Origin of the sequence: Streptomyces sp. NPDC057854 (assembly GCF_042797055.1) — a bacterium.
In the GTDB taxonomy this organism is placed as follows: domain Bacteria; phylum Actinomycetota; class Actinomycetes; order Streptomycetales; family Streptomycetaceae; genus Streptomyces.
Map to the genome: position 1 here is coordinate 157,127 of NZ_JBHVMF010000010.1, position 19,687 is coordinate 176,813.

Genomic DNA, 19,687 nt, shown 5'->3' on the forward strand with positions numbered 1-19,687 from the left:
TGTACATCTACGGTCATGGGCATGACCTCGCAGGAGAACCGCCGCATCACCGACCTCGGCACCCTCAAGGCCATCGCGCACCCCCTGCGCATGCGCCTCTACCGGAACCTCTTCGTCGCCCGCACCGCCACCGCCTCGCAGCTCGCCGAGCAGGTCGACGAAGCCGTCTCGCTCGTCAGCTACCACCTGCGCAAGCTCGCCGAGCACGGCCTCATCGAGGAAGCTGCCACCCAGTCCGGCGACGGCCGCGAACGCTGGTGGCAGCCCAGCTCGTACGGCGTCACCATCCGTGACGAGGACGTCCGCGACAGCCCCGAACTCGCCGCCGCCAGCGACGCCGTCGGCCGCACCATCAACGAACAGCGCACCGAACTCCACCGCCGCTTCCTCGACGAACGCCTCACCTGGTCCGAGGAGTGGCGCTCCGCCTCGATCGGCTCCGAGTGGCTGCCGCGCCTCACCGCTGCCGAACTCGCCGCCCTCAACGCGGAGCTGGACGCCGTCTGCGAGAAGTACGACCGCGCCGCCCGCGCCGCCGAAGCCGCCGGCGACACCGAGGGCCGCGAGAACGTCGCCGTCCACCTCCACGCCTTCCCTTACCGCCCGTGACCGCCGTCGTCGAGGCCCGCCCCGCCCACCGCAGCCCCCAGGTCCTGCGCTGGCTCGGCGCGTACACCGCCTCCACGCTCGGCGACAGCGTGTTCTACCTGGCGCTCGCCTGGGCCGCCGTCAGCGGGGGGACGCCCGCGCAGGCCGGGGGCGTCATGGCCGTCGCGGCCGTGCCCCGCGCGCTGCTCATGCTCTTCGGCGGCGTGATCGCCGACCGCCTCGGCCCCCGCCGCGTCGTCATCGCCTCCGACGCCGTCCGCTGCCTCGTCACCCTCGGCCTCGCCGCCGCCCTCTACTTCGTCTCGCCCGGCCTCTGGGCGCTCGCCGCCGTCGCCCTCGTCTTCGGCACCGTCGACGCCCTCTTCCTGCCCGCCGTCGGCGCCCTGCCGCCCCGGATCGCCGACCGCGACCAGCTCGCCCGCGTCCAGGGCATGCGCGGCCTCGCGTACCGCGCGGGCGCCGTCGTCGGGGCCCCGCTCGGCGGCCTCGCCGTCGCCGTCGGCGGCACCGCGAGCGCCTTCACCGTCGCCGGCGCCCTCTTCGCGCTCTCCCTGCCGCTGCTCGCCGCGCTCCGGCTCCGCCCGCTGCCCCGCGAGGAGGCCCACGACGGAACCGCCCTCAGCGGCCTCGCCGACGGCCTGCGCTACCTCCGCGGCCACCCGGTGCTAGGCCCGCTGATGATCGTCGTCCTGCTCAGCGACCTCGGCTTCACCGGCCCCCTCAACGTCGGCCTCGCCGTCCTCGCCGAACAGCGCGGCTGGGGCGCCTCCGGCATCGGCTGGGTCCTCGCCGGCTTCGGCGCCGGCGCGGGCGCCGCCTCCCTGCTGCTCACCGTCAAGGGGCACGTCCCCCGCACCGGCGTCGTCATGGGCGTGACCATGGTGGTCGGCGCCGTGGCGATCGGCGCGCTCGCCCACCTGCCCCAGCTCCCCCTCGCCGTCCTCGCCGGCCTCTCCCTCGGCCTGCTCGCCGGACTCTCCGGGGCCCTGTGCAACGCCCTGATCCAGACCGAGTGCGACCCCGCGTACCTCGGCCGGGTGAGCGCCGTCGCGAGCCTCGGCAGCCTCGGCATCGCCCCGCTGAGCTACCCGGTCACCGGCGCCGCCATCGGCGCCTGGGGCGCCGGCCCGGTCTTCGTCGTCAGCGCCGCGGTCTGCGCCCTCTCCGGCGTGTACGGCCTCGCGGTCCGCGCCGTCCGCCGCGCCGAACTGCCGAAGGTCTAGATCCCCAGCTGCTTCGTCGCGCTCAGCAGCTCGATCGCGTCCGGGTCGCCCTCCAGGCCCACCTTCGCCACCTCCGTACGCCCGTACAGGTACATCGTCAGCTCGCCCGGCTCGCCGGAGACCGTCACCACCGGGGTGCCGCGGTGGGCGACCACCGTCTGGCCGTTCGGGCGGCGCAGGACCAGGCCGACCGGGGCCTTGCGGCCCAGGAGGCGGGCGGCCTTCTCCAGGCGGGACCACAGGGCGTCCGCGAAGACCGGGTCCAGCTCGCGGGCCGACCAGGCGGGCTGGGCGCGGCGGACATCCTCCGCGTGGACGTAGAACTCGACGACGTTCGCGCCCTCGTCCACCTGCTTGATGGTGAACGGGGAGAAGCGGGGCGGCCCCGTACGGATCAGCTGGATCAGCTCCTCGTACGGCTTCGCGGCGAACTCCTCCTGCACCCGCTCCAGGCGCTCCTTCAGCGCCGGCACGAGCGTCCCGGCCGCCGCGTCCGGGCGCCGCTCCCGCACCACCACGTGCGCCGCGAGGTCCCGCGTCCGCCAGCCCTCGCACAGCGTCGGGGCGTCCGGGCCCGCGGCCTCCAACAGATCAGCGAGCAGAAGCCGTTCACGTTTGGCATGGGTCGACATGAGCGCCAGCGTACGACCGCGCCGCGCCGTCCGCCCAGTGGACGCCCCGCCGGACACGCCGCCGCGCCACGGCACAATGGCCCCATGAGCAGCACGCCCCGGACCCCCAGCGACCTCGACCCGGCCATCGCCGCCCGGCTCAAGCGCAGCCCCGACGGCCTGGTCCCCGCCATCGCCCAGCAGTACGACACCGGCGAGGTGCTGATGCTCGGCTGGATGGACGACGAGGCCCTGCACCGCACCCTCACCACCGGCCGCGGCACCTACTGGTCGCGCAGCCGCAACGAGTACTGGGTCAAGGGCGACACCTCCGGGCACGTCCAGCACGTCAGGTCCGTGGCGCTCGACTGCGACGCCGACACGATCCTCGTCAAGGTCGACCAGGTCGGCCCCGCCTGCCACACCGGCACCCGGACCTGCTTCGACACCGACGTCCTGCTCCCCGCGTCCGAGTAGGGTCTGGCGCCATGGATCTCGACACCTTCCGCAAGCTGGCGGCCGACCGCCGCGTCATCCCCGTCAGCCGCAGGCTCCTCGCGGACGGCGACACCCCGGTCGGGCTCTACCGCAAGCTCGCCGCCGAACGCCCCGGCACCTTCCTCCTCGAATCCGCGGAGAACGGGCGCAGCTGGTCCCGCTACTCCTTCATCGGCGTCCGCAGCGACGCCACCCTCACCGTGAAGGACGGCCAGGCGCACTGGCTCGGCACCCCGCCCGTCGGCGTCCCCGTCGACGGCGACCCGCTCGCCGCCCTGCGCGCCACCGTCGAGACCCTGCACACCCCCCGCGACCTCGCCGGCGGCCTGCCGCCGTTCACCGGCGGCATGGTCGGCTACCTCGGCTACGACATCGTCCGCCGCCTGGAGCGCATCGGCGACTCCGCCCGCGACGACCTGGAGCTCCCCGAGCTCACCATGCTCCTCACCAGCGACCTCGCCGTCCTCGACCACTGGGACGGCTCGGTCCTGCTGATCGCCAACGCGATCAACCACAACGACCTGGAGACGGGCGTCGACGAGGCGTACGCCCACGCCGTCGCCCGGCTCGACGCGATGGAGGCCGACCTGGCCCGCCCCGTCGCCACCACCCCCGTCGCCCTCCCGGACTCCGAGCTCCCCGCGTACTCCGCGCTCTGGGGCGGCCCCGCCTACCAGGACGCCGTCGACGACATCAAGGAGCGGATCCGGGCCGGCGAAGCCTTCCAGGTCGTCCCGTCGCAGCGCTTCGAGACCCCCTGCACCGCCTCCGCGCTCGACGTCTACCGGGTCCTGCGGGCCACCAACCCGTCCCCGTACATGTACCTCTTCCGCTTCGAGAACGGCTTCGACGTCGTCGGCTCCAGCCCCGAGGCCCTGGTGAAGGTCGAGGACGGGCAGGCGATGCTGCACCCCATCGCCGGCACCCGGCACCGCGGCGCCACCCCGCAGGAGGACCACGACCTCGCCGAGGAACTGCTCGCCGACCCCAAGGAGCGCGCCGAGCACCTGATGCTCGTCGACCTCGGCCGCAACGACCTCGGCCGGGTCTGCGCCCCCGGCTCCGTCGAGGTCGTCGACTTCATGTCGATCGAGCGGTACTCCCACGTCATGCACATCGTCTCCACCGTCACCGGCCGGGTGGCCGAGGGGAAGACCGCCTTCGACGTCCTCACCGCCTGCTTCCCCGCCGGCACCCTCTCCGGCGCGCCCAAGCCCCGCGCGATGCAGATCATCGAGGAGCTGGAGCCGTCCCGGCGCGGACTGTACGGCGGCTGCGTCGGCTACCTCGACTTCGCCGGCGACTCCGACACCGCCATCGCCATCCGCACCGCCCTCCTGCGCGACGGCACCGCCTACGTCCAGGCCGGCGCGGGCGTCGTCGCCGACTCCGACCCGGCCGCCGAGGACGCCGAGTGCCGCAACAAGGCCGCCGCCGTCCTCCGCGCCGTCCACACCGCCAACCGGATGAAAGGTTCATCGCAGCCGTAGGGGATAGTGGGGTACGTGAGTGCCGTACCCGTACCCCAGCCCCGAGCCGCCCGCGCGGCCGTCACCTCCGGCGGCCGGCGGAGCCTCGCCGTCGCCCTGCTCCTCGGTGCCCTCGGAGCCACCGTCGTACTGCTCTCCGCCGGCCAGATCTGGGCCGAGGGCACCGCGTCGGTCGCCGGGGGCACCGTCCCCGTCGAGGCCGACGGCGGCACCGTCACCGGCGTCCCGACCGCCCTCGCGATCGTCGGCCTCGCCGCCCTCGTCGCCGTCTTCGCCGTCCGCCGGGCCGGCCGCACCCTCGTCGCCGGCCTCCTCGCGCTCAGCGGCGCCGGCGCCGCCACCGCCGCCCTCCTCGGCGCCACCGACAGCGCCGCCCTCGACGCCGAGGCCGCCCGGATCAGCGGCGACACCGCCGCCGCCGTCGCCGGCCTCACCCACACCGCCTGGCCGTACGTCGCCGCCGCCGGCGCCCTCCTCATCCTCGTCGCCGGCCTCTGCGCCCTCCGCTACGGCAAGAGCTGGCCCGCGATGGGCGGCCGGTACGAGCGCTCCGGCGCGCCGCGCGCGGCCCGCCGCCCCGCCGCCGGCGACCCCGACCGGCCCGAGGACCTGTGGAAGGCGCTCGACCGCGGCGAGGACCCGACGCACGACGCGTGATCGTCCGGCACCCCCCGAGTCACCTCCGCGGGGTCATGTGCGGAAGAATGACGCCGTCATCACCTGACGGCCGTCGTCTTCGACGTCACCACCGAGCAACATCTACGAGGAGCAACTCATGGCGGGCAGCGCCCACGGACACACCCCGGCCGCCTGGACCGGTGTCATCATCTCCTTCATCGGCTTCTGCATCGCCGGAGTCTTCATGGTGGCGGCGAACGTGCCCGGCTTCTGGGCCGGTGTCGGCGTCATCCTCCTCGGCGGTGTCGTCGGCGGCGCGATGAAGATCGCGGGCCTCGGCATGCCCAAGGAGTCCCAGGCCGTCATCGAGGCCCGCGAGAACGCGACCGCCGCGGCCAAGGCCCGCGTCTGACCCTCGGCCCCCGGGCCCACGGCACGCGCGCACCCCACGAACGGCGCAGTCCGGCACCACCGGACTGCGCCGTCGTGCGTCCCGGCGCCGCCCGGGCGACAATCGGCCCGTGACCGCCGAGCCGCCCCCGCAGACCGCCCCCACCGCCCCCGCCGTCCCGCCGGGGCGGATCGCCGAGGCCGAGGAGTTCCGGCGCCGCCCGCTCGGACGGCGGCTGCGCGCCCCGCTCGCCACCCTCGCCGGCACCGCCGCCGCCTTCACGTACGTCGGCCTCGTCGACCCCAACGAACCCGGTCACTACCCCGTCTGCCCGCTGCTCCGCTTCACCGGCCTGTACTGCCCCGGCTGCGGCGGCCTGCGCAGCGCCCACGCCGTCGCGCACGGCGACCTCGCCGCCGCCCTCGGCGCCAACGCGCTCGCCGTCGCCGGCTACGCCGTCTGCGCCGTGCTCATGGGCGTGTGGCTGGTTCACGCCGTCCGCGGCACGCCGACCCGGATCACGGTCCGGCCCGCCTGGTGGTGGGCGCTCGGCGCGCTGACCGCGGTGTTCACCGTGGTGCGGAACCTGCCGTCCGGCTCCGCGCTCGCCCCCTGACGTCCCGGGAAGTCCCAGGAAGTGGGACGCGGCGCCGCTCGATGCGAGGCGGACCGCTTCCTGCGGATACCATCGGACATGGCTGAACCGTGTTCATCAGGTTCCGTGGAACCGTCACCGTCCCGGAAGGGGTCCTCTCGCGTGAGTGTGCTCGACGAGATCATCGACGGCGTGCGCGCCGACCTCGCAGAGCGGCAGGCGCGGGTCTCCCTCGACGAGCTCAAGGAGCGGGCCGCCAAGGCCCCGCAGGCCAAGGACGGGGTCGCCGCGCTGCGCGGCGAAGGCGTCACGGTGATCTGCGAGGTCAAGCGCTCCAGCCCGTCCAAGGGAGCACTCGCGGCGATCGCCGACCCGGCGGGACTCGCCGCCGACTACGAGGCGGGCGGCGCCGCCGTCATCTCCGTCCTCACCGAGCAGCGCCGCTTCGGCGGCTCGCTCGCCGACCTGGAGGCCGTGCGCGCCCGGGTCGACATCCCGGTCCTGCGCAAGGACTTCATCGTCACCGCCTACCAGCTCTGGGAGGCCCGGGCGTACGGAGCGGATCTCGCGCTCCTCATCGTCGCCGCCCTGGAGCAGGAGGCCCTCGTCTCCCTCATCGAGCGCGCCGAGTCCATCGGGCTCACCCCGCTCGTCGAGGTCCACGACGAGGAGGAGGTCGAGCGCGCGGTCGACGCCGGCGCCCGGATCATCGGCGTCAACGCCCGCAACCTCAAGACCCTCCAGGTCGACCGCTCCACCTTCGAGCGCGTCGCCCCCGAGATCCCGGCCGGCATCGTCAAGGTCGCCGAGTCCGGCGTCCGCGGCCCGCACGACCTCATCGCGTACGCCAACGCCGGCGCCGACGCGGTCCTGGTCGGCGAGTCCCTCGTCACCGGCCGCGACCCGAAGACCGCCGTCGCCGACCTCGTCGCCGCCGGCGCGCACCCCGCGCTGCGGCACGGCCGGGGCTGACGGCCGCGCCATGACCCCCCGCCGCGCCACCGTGCCGACCGCCCTGGGCTCCCTGGCCCAGGGGCCCGTCGGCCTGCGCGCGGTGTCCGTGGCCGTGACCGCCCACGCGCGGCTCGCCCGGGGCTGCCGGCCCCGCGGCTGCCGGGCGCCGGCGCGGCGGGTCCACGGGCGGCGGGTCCGCCACTGCATCGGCGCGGAACCGGGCACGGTCCCGGGCCTGCGATGGCGCGCCCTCTCCTGACGCGCGCGCCCGCCGTTTCGTTGTGGGCACACGTTCCGCTGGGGCTGGGGGTCTCCCCTGGACGAAGTCCTTGGGGGAAGGTGGGCACAACGGAACGGCACCCTCTGCGGGTGCCTCCGCACCTGTGCCTGAACCCGCACCCGTACGGCGTCGTCCCCCGGTCCGGGTCCAGGCGCGGAAAGCCTTGGCCCGGCAGGGACGGCGGGAGCCGTCACGCGCGCGCGTACGAAGCGAGTCACGTCCTTTCACGACCGCATCGCCCCGCGAGGAGCACCATCAGCATGACCAGCGAGTTCTTCATCCCGGACCCGGAGGGCCAGGTCCCGTCGGCCGAGGGCTACTTCGGCGCCTTCGGCGGCAAGTTCATCCCGGAGGCCCTCGTCGCCGCCGTCGACGAGGTCGCCGTCGAGTACGAGAAGGCCAAGCACGACCCCGAGTTCGCCCGCGAGCTCGGCGACCTCATGGCGAACTACACGGGCCGTCCCAGCGCCCTCACCGAGGTGCCGCGGTTCGCCGAGCACGCCGGCGGCGCGCGGATCTTCCTCAAGCGCGAGGACCTCAACCACACAGGCTCGCACAAGATCAACAACGTGCTCGGCCAGGCCCTGCTCACCAAGCGGATGGGCAAGACCCGCGTCATCGCCGAGACCGGCGCCGGCCAGCACGGCGTCGCCACCGCCACCGCCTGCGCGCTCTTCGGCCTCGACTGCACCATCTACATGGGCGAGATCGACACCCAGCGGCAGGCCCTGAACGTGGCCCGGATGCGGATGCTCGGCGCCGAGGTCGTCGCCGTGAAGTCCGGCAGCCGCACCCTCAAGGACGCCATCAACGAGGCGTTCCGCGACTGGGTCGCCAACGTCGACCGCACCCACTACCTCTTCGGCACCGTCGCCGGACCGCACCCCTTCCCGGCGATGGTCCGCGACTTCCACCGGGTCATCGGCGTCGAGGCCCGCCGCCAGCTCCTGGAGCGCGCCGGCCGCCTCCCCGACGCGGCGATCGCCTGCGTCGGCGGCGGCTCCAACGCCATCGGCCTCTTCCACGCCTTCCTGCACGACACCGGCGTCCGGCTCATCGGCTGCGAGCCGGCCGGCCACGGCGTCGAGACCGGCGAGCACGCGGCCACCCTCACCGCCGGCGAGCCCGGCATCCTGCACGGCTCCCGGTCGTACGTCCTCCAGGACGACGAGGGCCAGATCACCGAGCCGTACTCCATCTCCGCCGGCCTCGACTACCCCGGCATCGGCCCCGAGCACGCCTACCTCAAGGACAGCGGCCGGGGCGAGTACCGGGCCGTCACCGACGACGCCGCCATGCAGGCGCTGCGGCTGCTCTCCCGCACCGAGGGCATCATCCCGGCCATCGAGTCGGCGCACGCGCTCGCCGGGGCCCTGGAGGTCGGCAAGGAGCTCGGCAGGGACGCGCTCCTCGTCGTGAACCTCTCCGGCCGCGGCGACAAGGACATGGACACGGCCGCCCGCTACTTCGGCCTGTACGACACGGACGCCGAGGTGGCCGCCGACCGGGCCGGCACCGCCGAGATCGAGGGGGACGCCAAGTGACCGGGAACATCCAGCTGCTCGCCGACACCCTGGAGCGGGCCAGGTCCGAGGACCGGGCCGCGCTCATCGCGTACCTCCCGGCCGGCTTCCCGACCGTCGACGGCGGCATCAAGGCGATCAAGGCCGTCTTCGACGGCGGTGCCGACATCGTCGAGGTCGGCCTCCCGCACAGCGACCCGGTCCTGGACGGCCCCGTCATCCAGACCGCCGACGACATCGCCCTGCGCGGCGGCGTGCGGATCGCCGACGTCATGCGGACGGTGAAGGAGGCCCACGAGGCCACCGGCAAGCCGGTCCTCGTCATGACCTACTGGAACCCGATCGACCGGTACGGCGTCGAGCGCTTCACCGAGGAGCTGGCCGCGGCCGGCGGCGCCGGGTGCATCCTGCCCGACCTGCCGGTCCAGGAGTCCGCCCTGTGGCGGGAGCACGCGGAGCGGCACGGCCTCGCCACCGTCTTCGTCGTCGCCCCCAGCAGCAAGGACGAGCGGCTCGCCACCATCACCGCGGCCGGCTCCGGCTTCGTCTACGCCGCCTCCCTCATGGGCGTCACCGGCACCCGCGAGTCCGTCGGCGAGCAGGCCGCCGACCTGGTCCGCCGCACCCGGGTGACCTCGAAGATCCCGGTCTGCGTCGGCCTCGGCGTCTCCAACGCCGTCCAGGCCCGCGAGGTCGCCGCCTTCGCCGACGGCGTCATCGTCGGCTCGGCCTTCGTCCAGCGGATCCTCGACGCCGACGGCGACGAGGCCGCCGGACTCGCCGCCGTAAAGGAACTGGCGGCCGAACTCGCCGAAGGCGTGCGCCGCACCGGCTGACCGGCTGTCGTCCATTCGGGTGGACATCGGACCGGGGAGGCGCGCAGGCGCCTCCCCGGTTCGTTGCTGTGGGCGTGAGCGAGAAGAACCGTGACGGTAGGAACAAGAGCGCGCGGGAGCGCCTCCAGCAGCAGCGCGAGCGCGAGAAGGCCCGGGAGAAGCAGCGCCGGGTCCTGATCGTGACGGCGGGAGTGGTCGGCGTCCTCGGCCTCGCCGCCGTCGTCGGCGTGATCGCCGCCAACAGCGGCAAGGACGGCGACTCGGCGAAGGCCGGGCCCGTCGTCGCCCCCACCGGCGCGATCGAGGGCGACAAGCCGGCCATCCCCACCGGCAAGCCGGACGCCCCCTCCACCCTCCAGATCTGGGAGGACTTCCGCTGCCCCGCGTGCGCCCAGTTCGAGAACGTCATGCGGGACGCCATCCACGAGCTGGAGGCCAGTGGCGCGCTCAAGACCGAGTACCACCTCGCCACCCTCATCGACGGCAACATGGGCGGCAGCGGCTCGCTCCGCGCGGCCAACGCGGCGGCCTGCGCCCAGGACGCCGGCAAGTTCACCGCGTACCACGACACGCTGTACATGAACCAGCCGCAGGAGACCGACGACGCCTTCGGCAAGAACGACAAGCTGATCGAGCTGGCCGCCAAGGTCCCCGGCCTCGACACCCCCGCCTTCCGGTCCTGCGTCCAGGACGGCACGCACGACAGCTGGGTCGCGAAGGCGAACGACGCTTTCCAGGCCGGCGGCTTCCGCGGCACCCCGTCCGTGCTGCTCAACGGAGAATCGATCTTCCCGACCAAGGGCGGCGAGCAGATCTCGCCGGAGAACCTGAAGAAGTGGGTCGCCGAGGCCAACAAGGGCAAGAAGCCCGGCACGGCCTCCCCGTCGGCGGGCTGATCCGGGGCTTAGTTACCCAGACGTTGCCGGGTGGGCTGCCGTCCCGCCCGCCCGGCAGGGTAGCGTCGGACCTGCCATGGACCTTGCCTACATTCCCAGCCCGTCGACCGGTGTCCTCCACCTCGGACCGATCCCGCTGCGCGGCTACGCCTTCTGCATCATCCTCGGTGTCTTCGTCGCCGTCTGGCTCGGCAACAAGCGCTGGATCGCCCGCGGCGGCACCGCCGGCACCGTGGCCGACATCGCCGTCTGGGCGGTGCCCTTCGGCCTCGTCGGCGGACGCCTGTACCACGTGATCACCGACTACCAGCTGTACTTCAGCGAGGGTGAGAACTGGGTCGACGCCTTCAAGATCTGGGAGGGCGGCCTCGGCATCTGGGGCGCCATCGCCTTCGGCGCCGTCGGCGCCTGGATCGGCTGCCGCCGCCGGGGCATCCCGCTCCCGGCGTACGCGGACGCCATCGCCCCCGGCATCGCCCTCGCCCAGGCCATCGGCCGCTGGGGCAACTGGTTCAACCAGGAGCTGTACGGCAGGCCGACCGACCTGCCGTGGGCGCTGAAGATCACCGAGAGCGCCAACCGCGAGGCCGGCCTCTACCACCCGACCTTCCTGTACGAGTCGCTGTGGTGCGTCGGCGTCGCCGTCCTCGTCATCTGGGCGGACCGCCGCTTCCGGCTCGGCCACGGCCGCGCCTTCGCCCTGTACGTGGCCGCGTACTGCGCCGGCCGCGGCTGGATCGAGTACATGCGGGTCGACGAGGCCCACCACATCCTGGGCCTGCGGCTCAACGTGTGGACCGCGATCGTCGTCTTCCTGCTCGCCGTCCTCTACATGGTCCTGTCGGCGCGGACGCGCCCGGGCCGCGAGGAGATCGTGGAGCCCCGCTCCCGCAAGCAGGTGGACGCCGAGGACTCCGTGGCCGCTGTGGACCTGGAGAAGGCCGGGCAGGCGGAGAAGACCGACGACGCCGGGGACGCGGAGGGCTCCGGTGACTCCGCCGCGGCGGAGAACGGCGCGGGGAACGGCGCCGGGTCGGCCGCCAAGGGCTGAGGCCCCTGCCGTACGCGACGAGGGCCGCCGGGACCGAGAGGTTCCGGCGGCCCTCGCGCGTGTCCCGGTACGGGTCAGCCGGCGCGGTCCGCGAGGGCGAGGACCCGCCGGGCGCCCGCCACCACCGCCGCGTCCACGAACCGGCCGTCCGCCAGCGCCAGCGCGCCCGGGTCGGCCGCCGCCGCCTCGACGACCGCGCGGGCCGCGTCCACCTCCTGCGGGGTCGGCAGATAGGCCCGCTCGATGACCGGCAGCTGCCGGGGGTGGATCGCCGCCCGGCCGAGGAAGCCCAGCGCCCGGCCCCGGGCGCAGCCGGCGGCCAGCGCCTCCAGGTCGGCGACGTCCGGGTGCACCGACTGGACCGGCGGCGGCAGTCCGGCCGCGCGGGCGGCGACCACGATCCGGCCGCGCGGCCAGTCGAGCCCGCTGTCGTCCCGCACCCCCAGGTCGGCCCGGAGGTCGGCCTCGCCGAGGGAGAGGCCGCGGACCGCCGGATGGGCGGTGGCGATGGCGAAGGCGTGCTCCACGGCCAGCGCGTTCTCCAGGAGCGGGTAGAGCGGGAGGCCGGGGGCGAGCTCGCTGATCCGGTGGATGTCAGTGGCGTGTGTCACCTTGGGGAGACGGAGACCGCCGAGGCCGGGGAGGGAGGCCAGGACGGGGATGTCGCGCGGGGTGTGGATGCGGACGTGCACCGGCACGGGGTGGGTGTCGGAGAGCAGATCGGCGGTGGCGTCGAGGGCGTACGCCCTGCGGTCCGGGGCGACCGCGTCCTCCAGGTCCACGATGACCACGTCGGCGCCGGAGGCGAGCGCCTTGCCGACCACGTCGGGGCGGTCGCCGGGGGCGTACAGCCAGGTGAGCGGGGACCGGACGGGGGGACCGCCGCGCTGCGCCGCGGGCAGGCCGCGGGTGGTGCCGGGGGCGCTCATACGGCCCCCCGGGCGCGCAGCGCGTCGATCTCGTCGAGGGTGAGGCCGGCGGCCGTCAGGACCTCGTCGGTGTCGGCGCCGTGCGGGCGGCCGGCCCAGCGGATGCCGCCCGGGGTCGCGGAGAGCCGGAAGAGCACGTTCTGCATGCGGATCGGGCCCAGTTCCGGGTCGGGGACCTCGGTGACGGTGCCGAGCGCCTGGAACTGGGGGTCGGCGAGCACGTCGCGGACGTCGTAGACGGGGGCGATCGCCGCCTCCGCCTTCTCGAAGGCGGCCATGGCCTCGTCGCGGGTGTGGCGGGCGATCCACGCGCCGACGGCCTCGTCGAGGACGTCGGCGTGCGCGGCGCGGCCGGTGCCGTCGGCGAACCACGGCTCGTCGATCAGGTCGGCGCGGTCCACCAGGCGCATCACGCGTTCGGCGATGGACTGGGCCGAGGTGGAGACGGCCACCCAGGAGCCGTCGGAGGTCCGGTAGGTGTTGCGGGGGGCGTTGTTGCGGGAGCGGTTGCCGGTGCGCGGCTGGACGTAGCCGAGCTGGTCGTACCAGAGGGGGTGGGGTCCGATGACGGAGAGCATCGGTTCGATGATGGCCATGTCCACGACCTGGCCCTGGCCGGTCGTGGTCCTCGCGGTGAGCGCGGTCATCACCGCGTACGCGGTGGCGAGGGCGGCGACCGAGTCGGCGAGGCCGAAGGGCGGGAGGGTCGGCGGTCCGTCCGGTTCGCCGGTGATCGCGGCGACGCCGCTCATCGCCTCGGCGAGGGTGCCGAAGCCGGGGCGGCGGGCGTACGGGCCGAACTGGCCGAAGCCGGTGACCCGGGCCAGCACCAGCCGGGGGTTGACCGCGGACAGCTCCTCCCAGCCGAGGCCCCAGCGCTCCAGGGTGCCGGGGCGGAAGTTCTCCACGATCACGTCGGCGTCGGCGGCGAGCCGGAGCAGGGCGTCCCGGCCGCCCGGGGTGGACAGGTCGAGGGTGATGGTCCGCTTGTTGCGGCCCAGCACCTTCCACCACAGGCCGACGCCGTCCTTGGCCGGGCCGTGGCCCCGGGACGGGTCGGGCCTGCGGGGGTGCTCGACCTTCACGACGTCGGCGCCGAAGTCGCCGAGCATCATGGCGGCCAGCGGGCCGGCGAAGAGCGTCGCCAGATCGAGGACGCGCAGTCCCTGGAGCGGCGGGGCCTGCTCGGCCGGGGACGCGGTGGGGGTGGTCATACGGGATCGGCCTCCAGGGACTCGGGGGTGTCGAGGGCCGTCTCGATCTCGGCGCGGTACGGCATCGAGGTCGAGGCGCCCTCGCGCCGGACGGAGAGCGCGGCGGCCGTGCCCGCCCAGGTCAGGGCCTCCGGCATCGGGCGGCCCTCCGCGAGGGCGACCGCGAGGGCGCCGACGAAGGTGTCGCCGGCCGCGGTGGTGTCGACGGCCCGCACTTGGGGGGCGGGAACGGTGAGCGGGTCCGCGCCGCGTGCCGCGTAGAGGCAGCCGGCCGCGCCGAGGGTGACGACCACCTCGGGGACCACTTCGAGCAGGGCGAGGGCGGCGGCGCGCGGGTCGGTGCGGCCGGTGAGCGCGACGGCCTCGTGCTCGTTGGGCACCAGCAGGTCGGTGGCGTCGAAGAGGTCGGGCGGCAGCGGCTGGGCGGGGGCCGGGGTGAGGACGGTGCGCACGCCGTGCTCGCGGGCGTGGGAGGCGCCTTCGACGACGACGGGGAGGGGGAGTTCGAGCTGGAGGAGGAGCAGGCCGGCGGTGGCGATCAGGGCCTCGTCGCCGGCGGTGAGGGAGGTGACGGTGGCGTTGGCGCCGGGGACGACGACGATCGCGTTGCCGCCCTCGTCGTCGACGACGATGTGGGCGGTGCCGGAGGGGCCGTCGACGGTGCGGAGGAGGTCGGTGTCGACGGAGGAGTGCTCCAGGACGTCCCGCAGCCGGTAGCCGAAGTCGTCGGCGCCGACCGCGCCGATCAGGGCGACCTCGCCGCCCGCGCGGGCGGCGGCGACCGCCTGGTTGGCGCCCTTGCCGCCGGGGATCGTGCGGAACGCGCGGCCGATGACGGTCTCGCCGCGCGCCGGGGCCTTCCCCACGTACGCGACGAGGTCCATGTTGGTGCTCCCGAGCACCACGATGCTGGTCATGGGCGTACTGCCTCCAGGTGGGTCAGGTCGGCGAGGGTGTCGAAGCCGGTGCCGTCGAAGCCCGGCACCGAGGTGGCGAGCCGGTTCTTCAGCGGGGAGGTCCAGCGGTCCGGCAGCCGGTCGGGGTGTCCGGCGAGCAGGCCGGCGACCGAGCCGGCGGTGGCGCCGTTGGAGTCGGTGTCCCAGCCGCCGGAGACGGCCGCGCAGATCGAGCGGGTGAAGTCGCCGTCGGCGTGGGTGAGGGCGGCGGCGAGGAGCGCGGTGTTCGGCACGGCATGGACCCAGTGGTACCCGCCGTACCGGGCGTGCAGCCGGTCGGCGACCGTGTCGAAGAGGGGCGTGGCGCGGGCGGTGGCGATGCCGTACCGGACGGCCTCGGCGAGCCGGGAGCGGGGCGGGACGACGGAGAGCCCGGCGGCGAGCGCCGCGTGGACGTCGGCGGTGCCGCCCGCCGCGGCGGCCACGGTGGCGGCGACGAACAGGGCGCCGTGGACGCCGGTGCCGGTGTGGCTGAGGACGGCGTCCCGGTGGGCCTGGGCCGCGGCCGCGCCGGGGTCGCCGGGGTGGGTCCAGCCGTGCACGTCGGCCCGGATCTGGGCGCCGATCCACTCCCGGAAGGGGTTGCGGCGGACGGCGGTCAGCGGGGGCTCGATCCCGTCGAGGAGGTTGCGGTAGGCGATCCGCTCGGCGGTGAAGGCACGGCCGGCGGGGAGCTCGGCGAGCCAGAGGCGGGCGACGTCGGCGGTGGTGAAGCCGCGGCCGTGGCGGCGGAGCAGGAGCAGGCCGAGGAGCGGGTAGTTGAGGTCGTCGTCCTCGGGCATCCCGTCGATGGTCTCGGCGAGCGAGGTGGCGGCGGAGCGGCGGTTCCAGGGGTGGGCCGCCAGCAGGTCCGGCGGGACGCCGCGCGCGGTGAACCAGTCGTCGAGCGGCCAGTTCCCGGCGGCCCGGGCGAGCGCGCGGATCGCGCCGAGCGGCAGTTTCTCGACGGGCTTCCCGAGCAGGCACCCGGCGGCGCGGCCGAGCCAGGCGGCGTGCAGCCGGTCGCGGAGGGCGGGGTCGGCGCCGCCGCCGGGGGTCGGGGCGGGCCAGTCGGGGCAGGCGGCGGTGATGTCGTCGAGCGCGGTGGGCTCGGCGGCGGCGAGGGGGGAGGGGAGGGCGGCCAGCTCGTCGAGCAGCTGCTCGGCGAGCGACCGCAGTCCGGGCCGGGGCGCGTCCGACGCGCCGGCGGCGGACGGGGCCGGGTGCCCGCCGGCGGCGAACCAGCGCTCCGCGATCTCCCCGGCCTCCCGCCCGTCCTCGGCGGCCTGCCGCAGCTCGTGCCCGATCAGGTCCTCGGGCTGCACCCAGGTCAGGCGCACCGGGTCGGGGGGTGTCATCGGGCCGGGTCCGTCAGGGCGGCGCGGGCGGACTCGCAGGCGCGGCGGCGGTCGGCGTCCCGGGCGAAGACCTCCCGGGCCACGGCGGACAGGGCGCGCGCCGGAGCCTGCAGGTCGAGGCGGCTGGCCTCGGCGACCCGCTTCGCCCAGTCGGCGGGGACCGCGTCCTCGCCGTGCAGGGCGCCGGCGATCGCGCCCGCCATGGTGGCGATGGAGTCGCAGTCCCGGCCGTAGTTGACCGCGCCGAGGACCGTGCGGCGATAGTCGCCCTCGCCGACCAGCAGCATGCCGAGGGCGATCGGCAGTTCCTCGATGGCGTGGAGGCGGGAGGGGCGGCGGGCGCCGAGGCCGGGGTTGCGGTAGTCGGGGCCGACCGAGTCGTACGGGGCGACGGCGCGGCGCAGGGGGGTCAGCGCGGACTCGAAGTCCCGGTGCCGCTCGGCGACTTCGGCGACGGCCTCGATGGCGGCGCGGGTGCCGTCCTTGGCGAGGCCGAGGGCGGTGTCGACGACCGAGCGCGGGGTGGCGCCGGGCAGGCAGGCCGCCGCGACCGCCGCCGCGAAGACGCCCGCGGCCTCGCGGCCGTACGAGGACTGGTGGGCGCCGGCGACGTCGATCGCCTCGGCGTAGGCGCCGTGCGGATCGGCCGCGTTGACCAGCCCGACGGGCGCCATGTACATCGCGGCCCCGCAGTTGACGATGTTTCCGGTGCCGGCCTCGCGGGGGTCGTGGTGGCCGTAGTGGAGGCGGGCGACGATCCACTTCTCGGCGAGGAAGATCCGCTGGAGGGGCAGGGCCTCCGCCTCCAGTTCGGGGATCCACACGGGGGTGCCCATGAGTTCGGGGACGAGGTGGTCCGCGACGGCGTACGCGTCGAGGTGGTCGCGGACCTTCTCGTACACCCGGATCAGCGCGTGGGTCATCAGGGTGTCGTCGGTGACGTGCCCGTCGCCCTTGTGGTACGGGGCGATGGGGCGGGCGGTGCGCCAGGAGTCGCCGTTCCAGGGGCCGACGACGCCGGTGACGCGACCGCCGTGGCGTTCGGCGATCTGCTCGGGGGTGTACCCCTCCACGGGGCCGCCGAGGGCGTCGCCCACCGCGGCCCCGAGGAGACTTCCGCTGATCCGGTCATCCAGTGTGGGTGTCATGTCGGAATTGTCCACCTGGGGGTGCCGGTTCCGTGGTTCCCAGCAGCCCGGCGAGTTCCACCAGGTCGGTGCCGGCGAGCCGGGGGAGCGCGCAGCCGGCGAGCGTCCGGCAGGCGTCCCGCCAGCTCGCCGGGACCGAACGCCCGCCGCCCAGCGCGCCGGTGAGCGCCCCGGCCAGGGCGGGCGCCGAGTCGGCGACCCGGGAGAGGCAGGCGGCGGCCGGCACCGCGGCCGTCGTCGCGCCGCGCGCGGCGACGGTCAGCGCGAGCGCCACCGGCACGGTCTCGGCGGCGGCGATGCCGTAGCTGTAGACGTGGTCGACGATCTGGTGCTCCAGCAGCGGGACCAGTTCGAAGGCCGAATCGGCGGTACGGGCCAGCTTCACGGCGTGCCGGGCGTTGCGGCCGATCTCGGTGACGGGCGGGAGTTCGGCGAGGGCGGCCTCCACGGCGGTGTCGGGGTCCGCGCCGCCGAGGGCAGCCGCGACGGCCGCGGCGAGGGCGCGGGCGCCGTGCACGCCGTCGCCGTCCTGGGTGTACCGGGCGTCGAACTCGGCGAGTTCCGCGGCGGCGCGCGGGTCGCCGGGGTGGACGACGGCGAGGACGGCGGCCCGCACGCAGGCGGCGTCGTCGAAGTAGTGCGGGTTGTCGTGGCCGGTGGCCGGCGGGCGCAGGCCCGTCGCCAGGTTGCCGAGGCCGGCCCGGACCGAGATCCGGGCGCGCAGCGGCAGCACGGCGGACTCGATCTCCGGCGCGCGGTCGGCCGCGGCGGCGACCTGGCCGGCGAGGTGGTTCCAGGCGAGGTCCACGGCGGCGCGGAGCCGGCGCTCCCGGGGGAGCGCGGCGAACAGGGGGCCGGCGGCGGCCAGCACCGCCTCCGCCGTGAAGGCCGCCCATTCGGCGTCGTCGGACGGGCCGAGGCGGAGGGGCTCCGGGGGCTGGTTCAGGGCGATGGGGACGGGGAGGGTGGTCGTCGCGTTCTGCTCCGCGAAGGTGTCCAGCTCGCGGGTGAGGCGGCGGGTCCATTCGGGCATGCGGGCGGCGCGGTGGCGGGCGGCGGGCCAGCCGGCGGCGTCGCCCGCGGCGAGCCCGAGCAGCAGGCCCTCGATCCGCTCGCGGTCCGTCCGGGCCGGGGCGGCCGGCCTCGGCGGCGTCTCCTGGGGCGCGCCCCAGGAGCCGGTGCCGCGCGCGGTGCCGTGCGGCGCGGCGGCGGGTCCGGTGTCCTGGCGGGACGGGTGGGGGTCGGTCGTGGGGTGGAGGGTCATCGGGGGGCCTCTTCGGTGGCGGTGAGGAGGTCGGCGACGTCGAGGACGTGGTAGCCGCGCATGGTGGGGAGACAGCTGCCGGTGACCGGGGCGATGGCGGTGGCCCATTCCTCCGGGATGGCGTCCAGGCCGCCCGCGGCGCCGGCCAGCGCGCCGGCCACCGCCGCCGTGGTGTCGGCGTCGCGGCCCATGTTCACGGCCGTGAGGACCGCCGTCCGGAAGTCGCCGCGGGCCGCCGCGAAGGCGCCGAACGCGAGGCCGACGGCCTCCGGGGCCAGGTCGGTCCACGGGTAGCCGCCGATGACGACCGCCGAGCGGACCTGGCGTTCGCGGGTGAGCGGGTCCGGCTGGACGCGCTGGGCCGCGACCACCGCGCGCCGCAGCGACCGGGCCGTCCAGGAGTCCATCGGGATCACCGAGAGGGCCGCCGCGATCACGGACGTGACGCCGGCGCCGGTCATCGCCGCGGCGACGCCCGCCGCGACCGCCTGGCCGCCGTAGATGCCCTCGCCCTCGTGGCTGACGCTGCCGTCGACGGCGACGAGCCGCGCCGCCTCCGCCGGCCGGCCGGCCGCGAAGACGCCGAAGGGCGCGGCGCGCATGGCCAGCCCGTCGGACCAGGCGTGCCGGTGCTGGGCGGAGATGGGGGCGGCGAGGCCGCGGCGCAGGTTCTCCAGGGTGCCGCGCTCGGAGAAGCCGGCGCCGCGGAAGGGGCCCTCGTCGAGGTCGGCGATCCAGCGGTGCCAGGCCCGCTCGACGTGGGCGACGGTGAGGGCGGAGCCGTGCCGGGCGAGCAGCAGCGCGGAGAAGATCGCGTACTCGGTGTCGTCGGTGCCGGCCGGACGGTCCGTCAGGAAGCCTTCGATCCGTCCCCACCTGCGGCGGATCTCGGAGGGCTTCAGGTTCTCGGCCGGGGCGCCGAGCGCGTCCCCGACGGCGAGGCCGAGCAGCGCTCCCCTCGCCCGTTGCCGGGTGTCGCATGTCGTGGTCACCATTCCGCGCCCCTTCCTCGGTGCGGGGCACCTCTTCGGCGGTACCCCTTCGCCTGGATCTGTGCCACGGCGGGCCCGCGACTCGCGGGTGGACGGCTTCTGTCACCCGTCTGTCAGTGCGGGAGCGGCGGGTGACGGGCCGTCAAGGAAGGGTCGCCACACTGAGGCGGGCCTTACTAAGTACGGCCTGCCTTGCTGGCGCGCCCCTTACATCGCGCGTATTTTCGAGGGTGTTGGGGGCGGCGGGTGCGACCCGGCCCGCCGGAACGAGG

General features: G+C 75.2%; 21 protein-coding genes. 13 read left to right on the forward strand and 8 right to left on the reverse strand.

Annotated elements, in window-relative coordinates; genetic code table 11:
* Positions 1-21 precede the first annotated feature (21 nt).
* Complete coding sequence (locus tag ACFVQZ_RS16900; protein ID WP_383623193.1) at positions 22-609, forward strand: ArsR/SmtB family transcription factor; 588 nt, start codon at positions 22-24, stop codon at positions 607-609.
* Entirely contained in the window at positions 606-1,832 is a 1,227-nt protein-coding gene (locus ACFVQZ_RS16905; protein WP_383623196.1) for an MFS transporter, read from the forward strand. The genes ACFVQZ_RS16900 and ACFVQZ_RS16905 overlap by 4 nt, the downstream gene beginning before the upstream one ends.
* On the opposite strand, the gene ACFVQZ_RS16910 is transcribed toward ACFVQZ_RS16905, so the two are convergent.
* Positions 1,829-2,464, reverse strand: coding sequence for a TIGR03085 family metal-binding protein (locus ACFVQZ_RS16910; RefSeq protein ID WP_030492949.1), 636 nt, complete (start codon positions 2,462-2,464; stop codon positions 1,829-1,831). The two genes, ACFVQZ_RS16905 and ACFVQZ_RS16910, sit on opposite strands and share 4 nt — an antisense overlap.
* A gap of 84 nt (positions 2,465-2,548) precedes the next feature.
* Here ACFVQZ_RS16910 and hisI point away from each other — a divergent pair, with 84 nt between their 5' ends.
* From hisI to lgt, 11 genes are all read left to right on the forward strand, one after another.
* Entirely contained in the window at positions 2,549-2,920 is a 372-nt protein-coding gene (hisI, locus tag ACFVQZ_RS16915; RefSeq protein ID WP_030492948.1) for a phosphoribosyl-AMP cyclohydrolase, read from the forward strand.
* Positions 2,921-2,931: 11 nt separating this feature from the next.
* Positions 2,932-4,431 (forward strand): anthranilate synthase component I, encoded by a 1,500-nt coding sequence (locus ACFVQZ_RS16920; protein ID WP_383623201.1) that lies wholly within the window; start codon positions 2,932-2,934, stop codon positions 4,429-4,431.
* 6 nt (positions 4,432-4,437) lie between these two features.
* Positions 4,438-5,088: a TIGR02234 family membrane protein gene (locus ACFVQZ_RS16925; protein ID WP_383623204.1), complete on the forward strand. Its 651-nt coding sequence runs from the start codon at positions 4,438-4,440 to the stop codon at positions 5,086-5,088.
* A 118-nt stretch (positions 5,089-5,206) separates the two neighbouring features.
* Positions 5,207-5,461, forward strand: coding sequence for an HGxxPAAW family protein (locus tag ACFVQZ_RS16930; RefSeq protein ID WP_383623207.1), 255 nt, complete (start codon positions 5,207-5,209; stop codon positions 5,459-5,461).
* Positions 5,462-5,570: 109 nt separating this feature from the next.
* Positions 5,571-6,056, forward strand: a complete 486-nt coding sequence (locus ACFVQZ_RS16935; protein ID WP_383623210.1) for a DUF2752 domain-containing protein — start codon at positions 5,571-5,573, stop codon at positions 6,054-6,056.
* Between the two features lie 141 nt (positions 6,057-6,197).
* Positions 6,198-7,007 carry an indole-3-glycerol phosphate synthase TrpC gene (gene trpC / locus ACFVQZ_RS16940; RefSeq protein WP_030492943.1) on the forward strand — a complete coding sequence of 270 codons (810 nt, stop codon included), beginning with the start codon at positions 6,198-6,200 and terminating at the stop codon, positions 7,005-7,007.
* Between the two features lie 10 nt (positions 7,008-7,017).
* Positions 7,018-7,248, forward strand: a complete 231-nt coding sequence (trpM, locus tag ACFVQZ_RS16945; protein WP_383623214.1) for a tryptophan biosynthesis modulator TrpM — start codon at positions 7,018-7,020, stop codon at positions 7,246-7,248.
* Between the two features lie 281 nt (positions 7,249-7,529).
* Positions 7,530-8,813, forward strand: coding sequence for a tryptophan synthase subunit beta (gene trpB, locus ACFVQZ_RS16950; RefSeq protein ID WP_383623217.1), 1,284 nt, complete (start codon positions 7,530-7,532; stop codon positions 8,811-8,813).
* Complete coding sequence (gene trpA, locus ACFVQZ_RS16955; protein ID WP_383623220.1) at positions 8,810-9,628, forward strand: tryptophan synthase subunit alpha; 819 nt, start codon at positions 8,810-8,812, stop codon at positions 9,626-9,628. Before trpB ends, trpA begins: the two co-directional genes overlap by 4 nt.
* Positions 9,629-9,702: 74 nt before the next feature.
* Positions 9,703-10,524: a DsbA family protein gene (locus tag ACFVQZ_RS16960; protein ID WP_383623223.1), complete on the forward strand. Its 822-nt coding sequence runs from the start codon at positions 9,703-9,705 to the stop codon at positions 10,522-10,524.
* Positions 10,525-10,600: 76 nt separating this feature from the next.
* Complete coding sequence (lgt, locus tag ACFVQZ_RS16965) at positions 10,601-11,575, forward strand: prolipoprotein diacylglyceryl transferase (protein WP_383623226.1); 975 nt, start codon at positions 10,601-10,603, stop codon at positions 11,573-11,575.
* Between the two features lie 74 nt (positions 11,576-11,649).
* Here the strand turns inward: lgt and ACFVQZ_RS16970 are convergent, their stop codons facing one another.
* From ACFVQZ_RS16970 to ACFVQZ_RS17000, 7 genes are read right to left on the reverse strand one after another with little or no spacing between them, the layout of a single operon-like run.
* Entirely contained in the window at positions 11,650-12,504 is an 855-nt protein-coding gene (locus tag ACFVQZ_RS16970; RefSeq protein ID WP_383623229.1) for an HpcH/HpaI aldolase/citrate lyase family protein, read from the reverse strand.
* Positions 12,501-13,718 carry a CaiB/BaiF CoA transferase family protein gene (locus ACFVQZ_RS16975; protein WP_383623232.1) on the reverse strand — a complete coding sequence of 406 codons (1,218 nt, stop codon included), beginning with the start codon at positions 13,716-13,718 and terminating at the stop codon, positions 12,501-12,503. Before ACFVQZ_RS16975 ends, ACFVQZ_RS16970 begins: the two co-directional genes overlap by 4 nt.
* Positions 13,715-14,635, reverse strand: coding sequence for a ribokinase (rbsK, locus tag ACFVQZ_RS16980; protein WP_030492936.1), 921 nt, complete (start codon positions 14,633-14,635; stop codon positions 13,715-13,717). The genes ACFVQZ_RS16975 and rbsK overlap by 4 nt, the downstream gene beginning before the upstream one ends.
* Entirely contained in the window at positions 14,632-16,011 is a 1,380-nt protein-coding gene (locus ACFVQZ_RS16985; RefSeq protein WP_383623235.1) for an ADP-ribosylglycohydrolase family protein, read from the reverse strand. Before ACFVQZ_RS16985 ends, rbsK begins: the two co-directional genes overlap by 4 nt.
* Entirely contained in the window at positions 16,008-17,159 is a 1,152-nt protein-coding gene (locus ACFVQZ_RS16990; protein WP_030492934.1) for an ADP-ribosylglycohydrolase family protein, read from the reverse strand. The genes ACFVQZ_RS16985 and ACFVQZ_RS16990 overlap by 4 nt, the downstream gene beginning before the upstream one ends.
* Entirely contained in the window at positions 17,140-18,423 is a 1,284-nt protein-coding gene (locus ACFVQZ_RS16995; protein WP_383623239.1) for an ADP-ribosylglycohydrolase family protein, read from the reverse strand. The genes ACFVQZ_RS16990 and ACFVQZ_RS16995 overlap by 20 nt, the downstream gene beginning before the upstream one ends.
* Positions 18,420-19,418 carry an ADP-ribosylglycohydrolase family protein gene (locus tag ACFVQZ_RS17000; RefSeq protein WP_030492932.1) on the reverse strand — a complete coding sequence of 333 codons (999 nt, stop codon included), beginning with the start codon at positions 19,416-19,418 and terminating at the stop codon, positions 18,420-18,422. Before ACFVQZ_RS17000 ends, ACFVQZ_RS16995 begins: the two co-directional genes overlap by 4 nt.
* Positions 19,419-19,687: the final 269 nt, after the last annotated feature.

What these genes read in the sequence shown, in the direction of transcription:
- ACFVQZ_RS16900 (WP_383623193.1), top strand. Translation starts at nt 22, where the DNA reads ATGACCTCGCAGGAGAACCGCCGCATCACCGACCTCGGCACCCTCAAG.
- ACFVQZ_RS16910 (WP_030492949.1), bottom strand. Translation starts at nt 2,464, where the DNA reads ATGTCGACCCATGCCAAACGTGAACGGCTTCTGCTCGCTGATCTGTTG.
- hisI (WP_030492948.1), top strand. Translation starts at nt 2,549, where the DNA reads ATGAGCAGCACGCCCCGGACCCCCAGCGACCTCGACCCGGCCATCGCC.
- ACFVQZ_RS16920 (WP_383623201.1), top strand. Translation starts at nt 2,932, where the DNA reads ATGGATCTCGACACCTTCCGCAAGCTGGCGGCCGACCGCCGCGTCATC.
- ACFVQZ_RS16930 (WP_383623207.1), top strand. Translation starts at nt 5,207, where the DNA reads ATGGCGGGCAGCGCCCACGGACACACCCCGGCCGCCTGGACCGGTGTC.
- trpM (WP_383623214.1), top strand. Translation starts at nt 7,018, where the DNA reads ATGACCCCCCGCCGCGCCACCGTGCCGACCGCCCTGGGCTCCCTGGCC.
- trpB (WP_383623217.1), top strand. Translation starts at nt 7,530, where the DNA reads ATGACCAGCGAGTTCTTCATCCCGGACCCGGAGGGCCAGGTCCCGTCG.
- lgt (WP_383623226.1), top strand. Translation starts at nt 10,601, where the DNA reads ATGGACCTTGCCTACATTCCCAGCCCGTCGACCGGTGTCCTCCACCTC.
- ACFVQZ_RS16970 (WP_383623229.1), bottom strand. Translation starts at nt 12,504, where the DNA reads ATGAGCGCCCCCGGCACCACCCGCGGCCTGCCCGCGGCGCAGCGCGGC.
- ACFVQZ_RS16975 (WP_383623232.1), bottom strand. Translation starts at nt 13,718, where the DNA reads ATGACCACCCCCACCGCGTCCCCGGCCGAGCAGGCCCCGCCGCTCCAG.
- rbsK (WP_030492936.1), bottom strand. Translation starts at nt 14,635, where the DNA reads ATGACCAGCATCGTGGTGCTCGGGAGCACCAACATGGACCTCGTCGCG.
- ACFVQZ_RS16985 (WP_383623235.1), bottom strand. Translation starts at nt 16,011, where the DNA reads ATGACACCCCCCGACCCGGTGCGCCTGACCTGGGTGCAGCCCGAGGAC.
- ACFVQZ_RS16990 (WP_030492934.1), bottom strand. Translation starts at nt 17,159, where the DNA reads ATGACACCCACACTGGATGACCGGATCAGCGGAAGTCTCCTCGGGGCC.
- ACFVQZ_RS16995 (WP_383623239.1), bottom strand. Translation starts at nt 18,423, where the DNA reads ATGACCCTCCACCCCACGACCGACCCCCACCCGTCCCGCCAGGACACC.
- ACFVQZ_RS17000 (WP_030492932.1), bottom strand. Translation starts at nt 19,418, where the DNA reads ATGGTGACCACGACATGCGACACCCGGCAACGGGCGAGGGGAGCGCTG.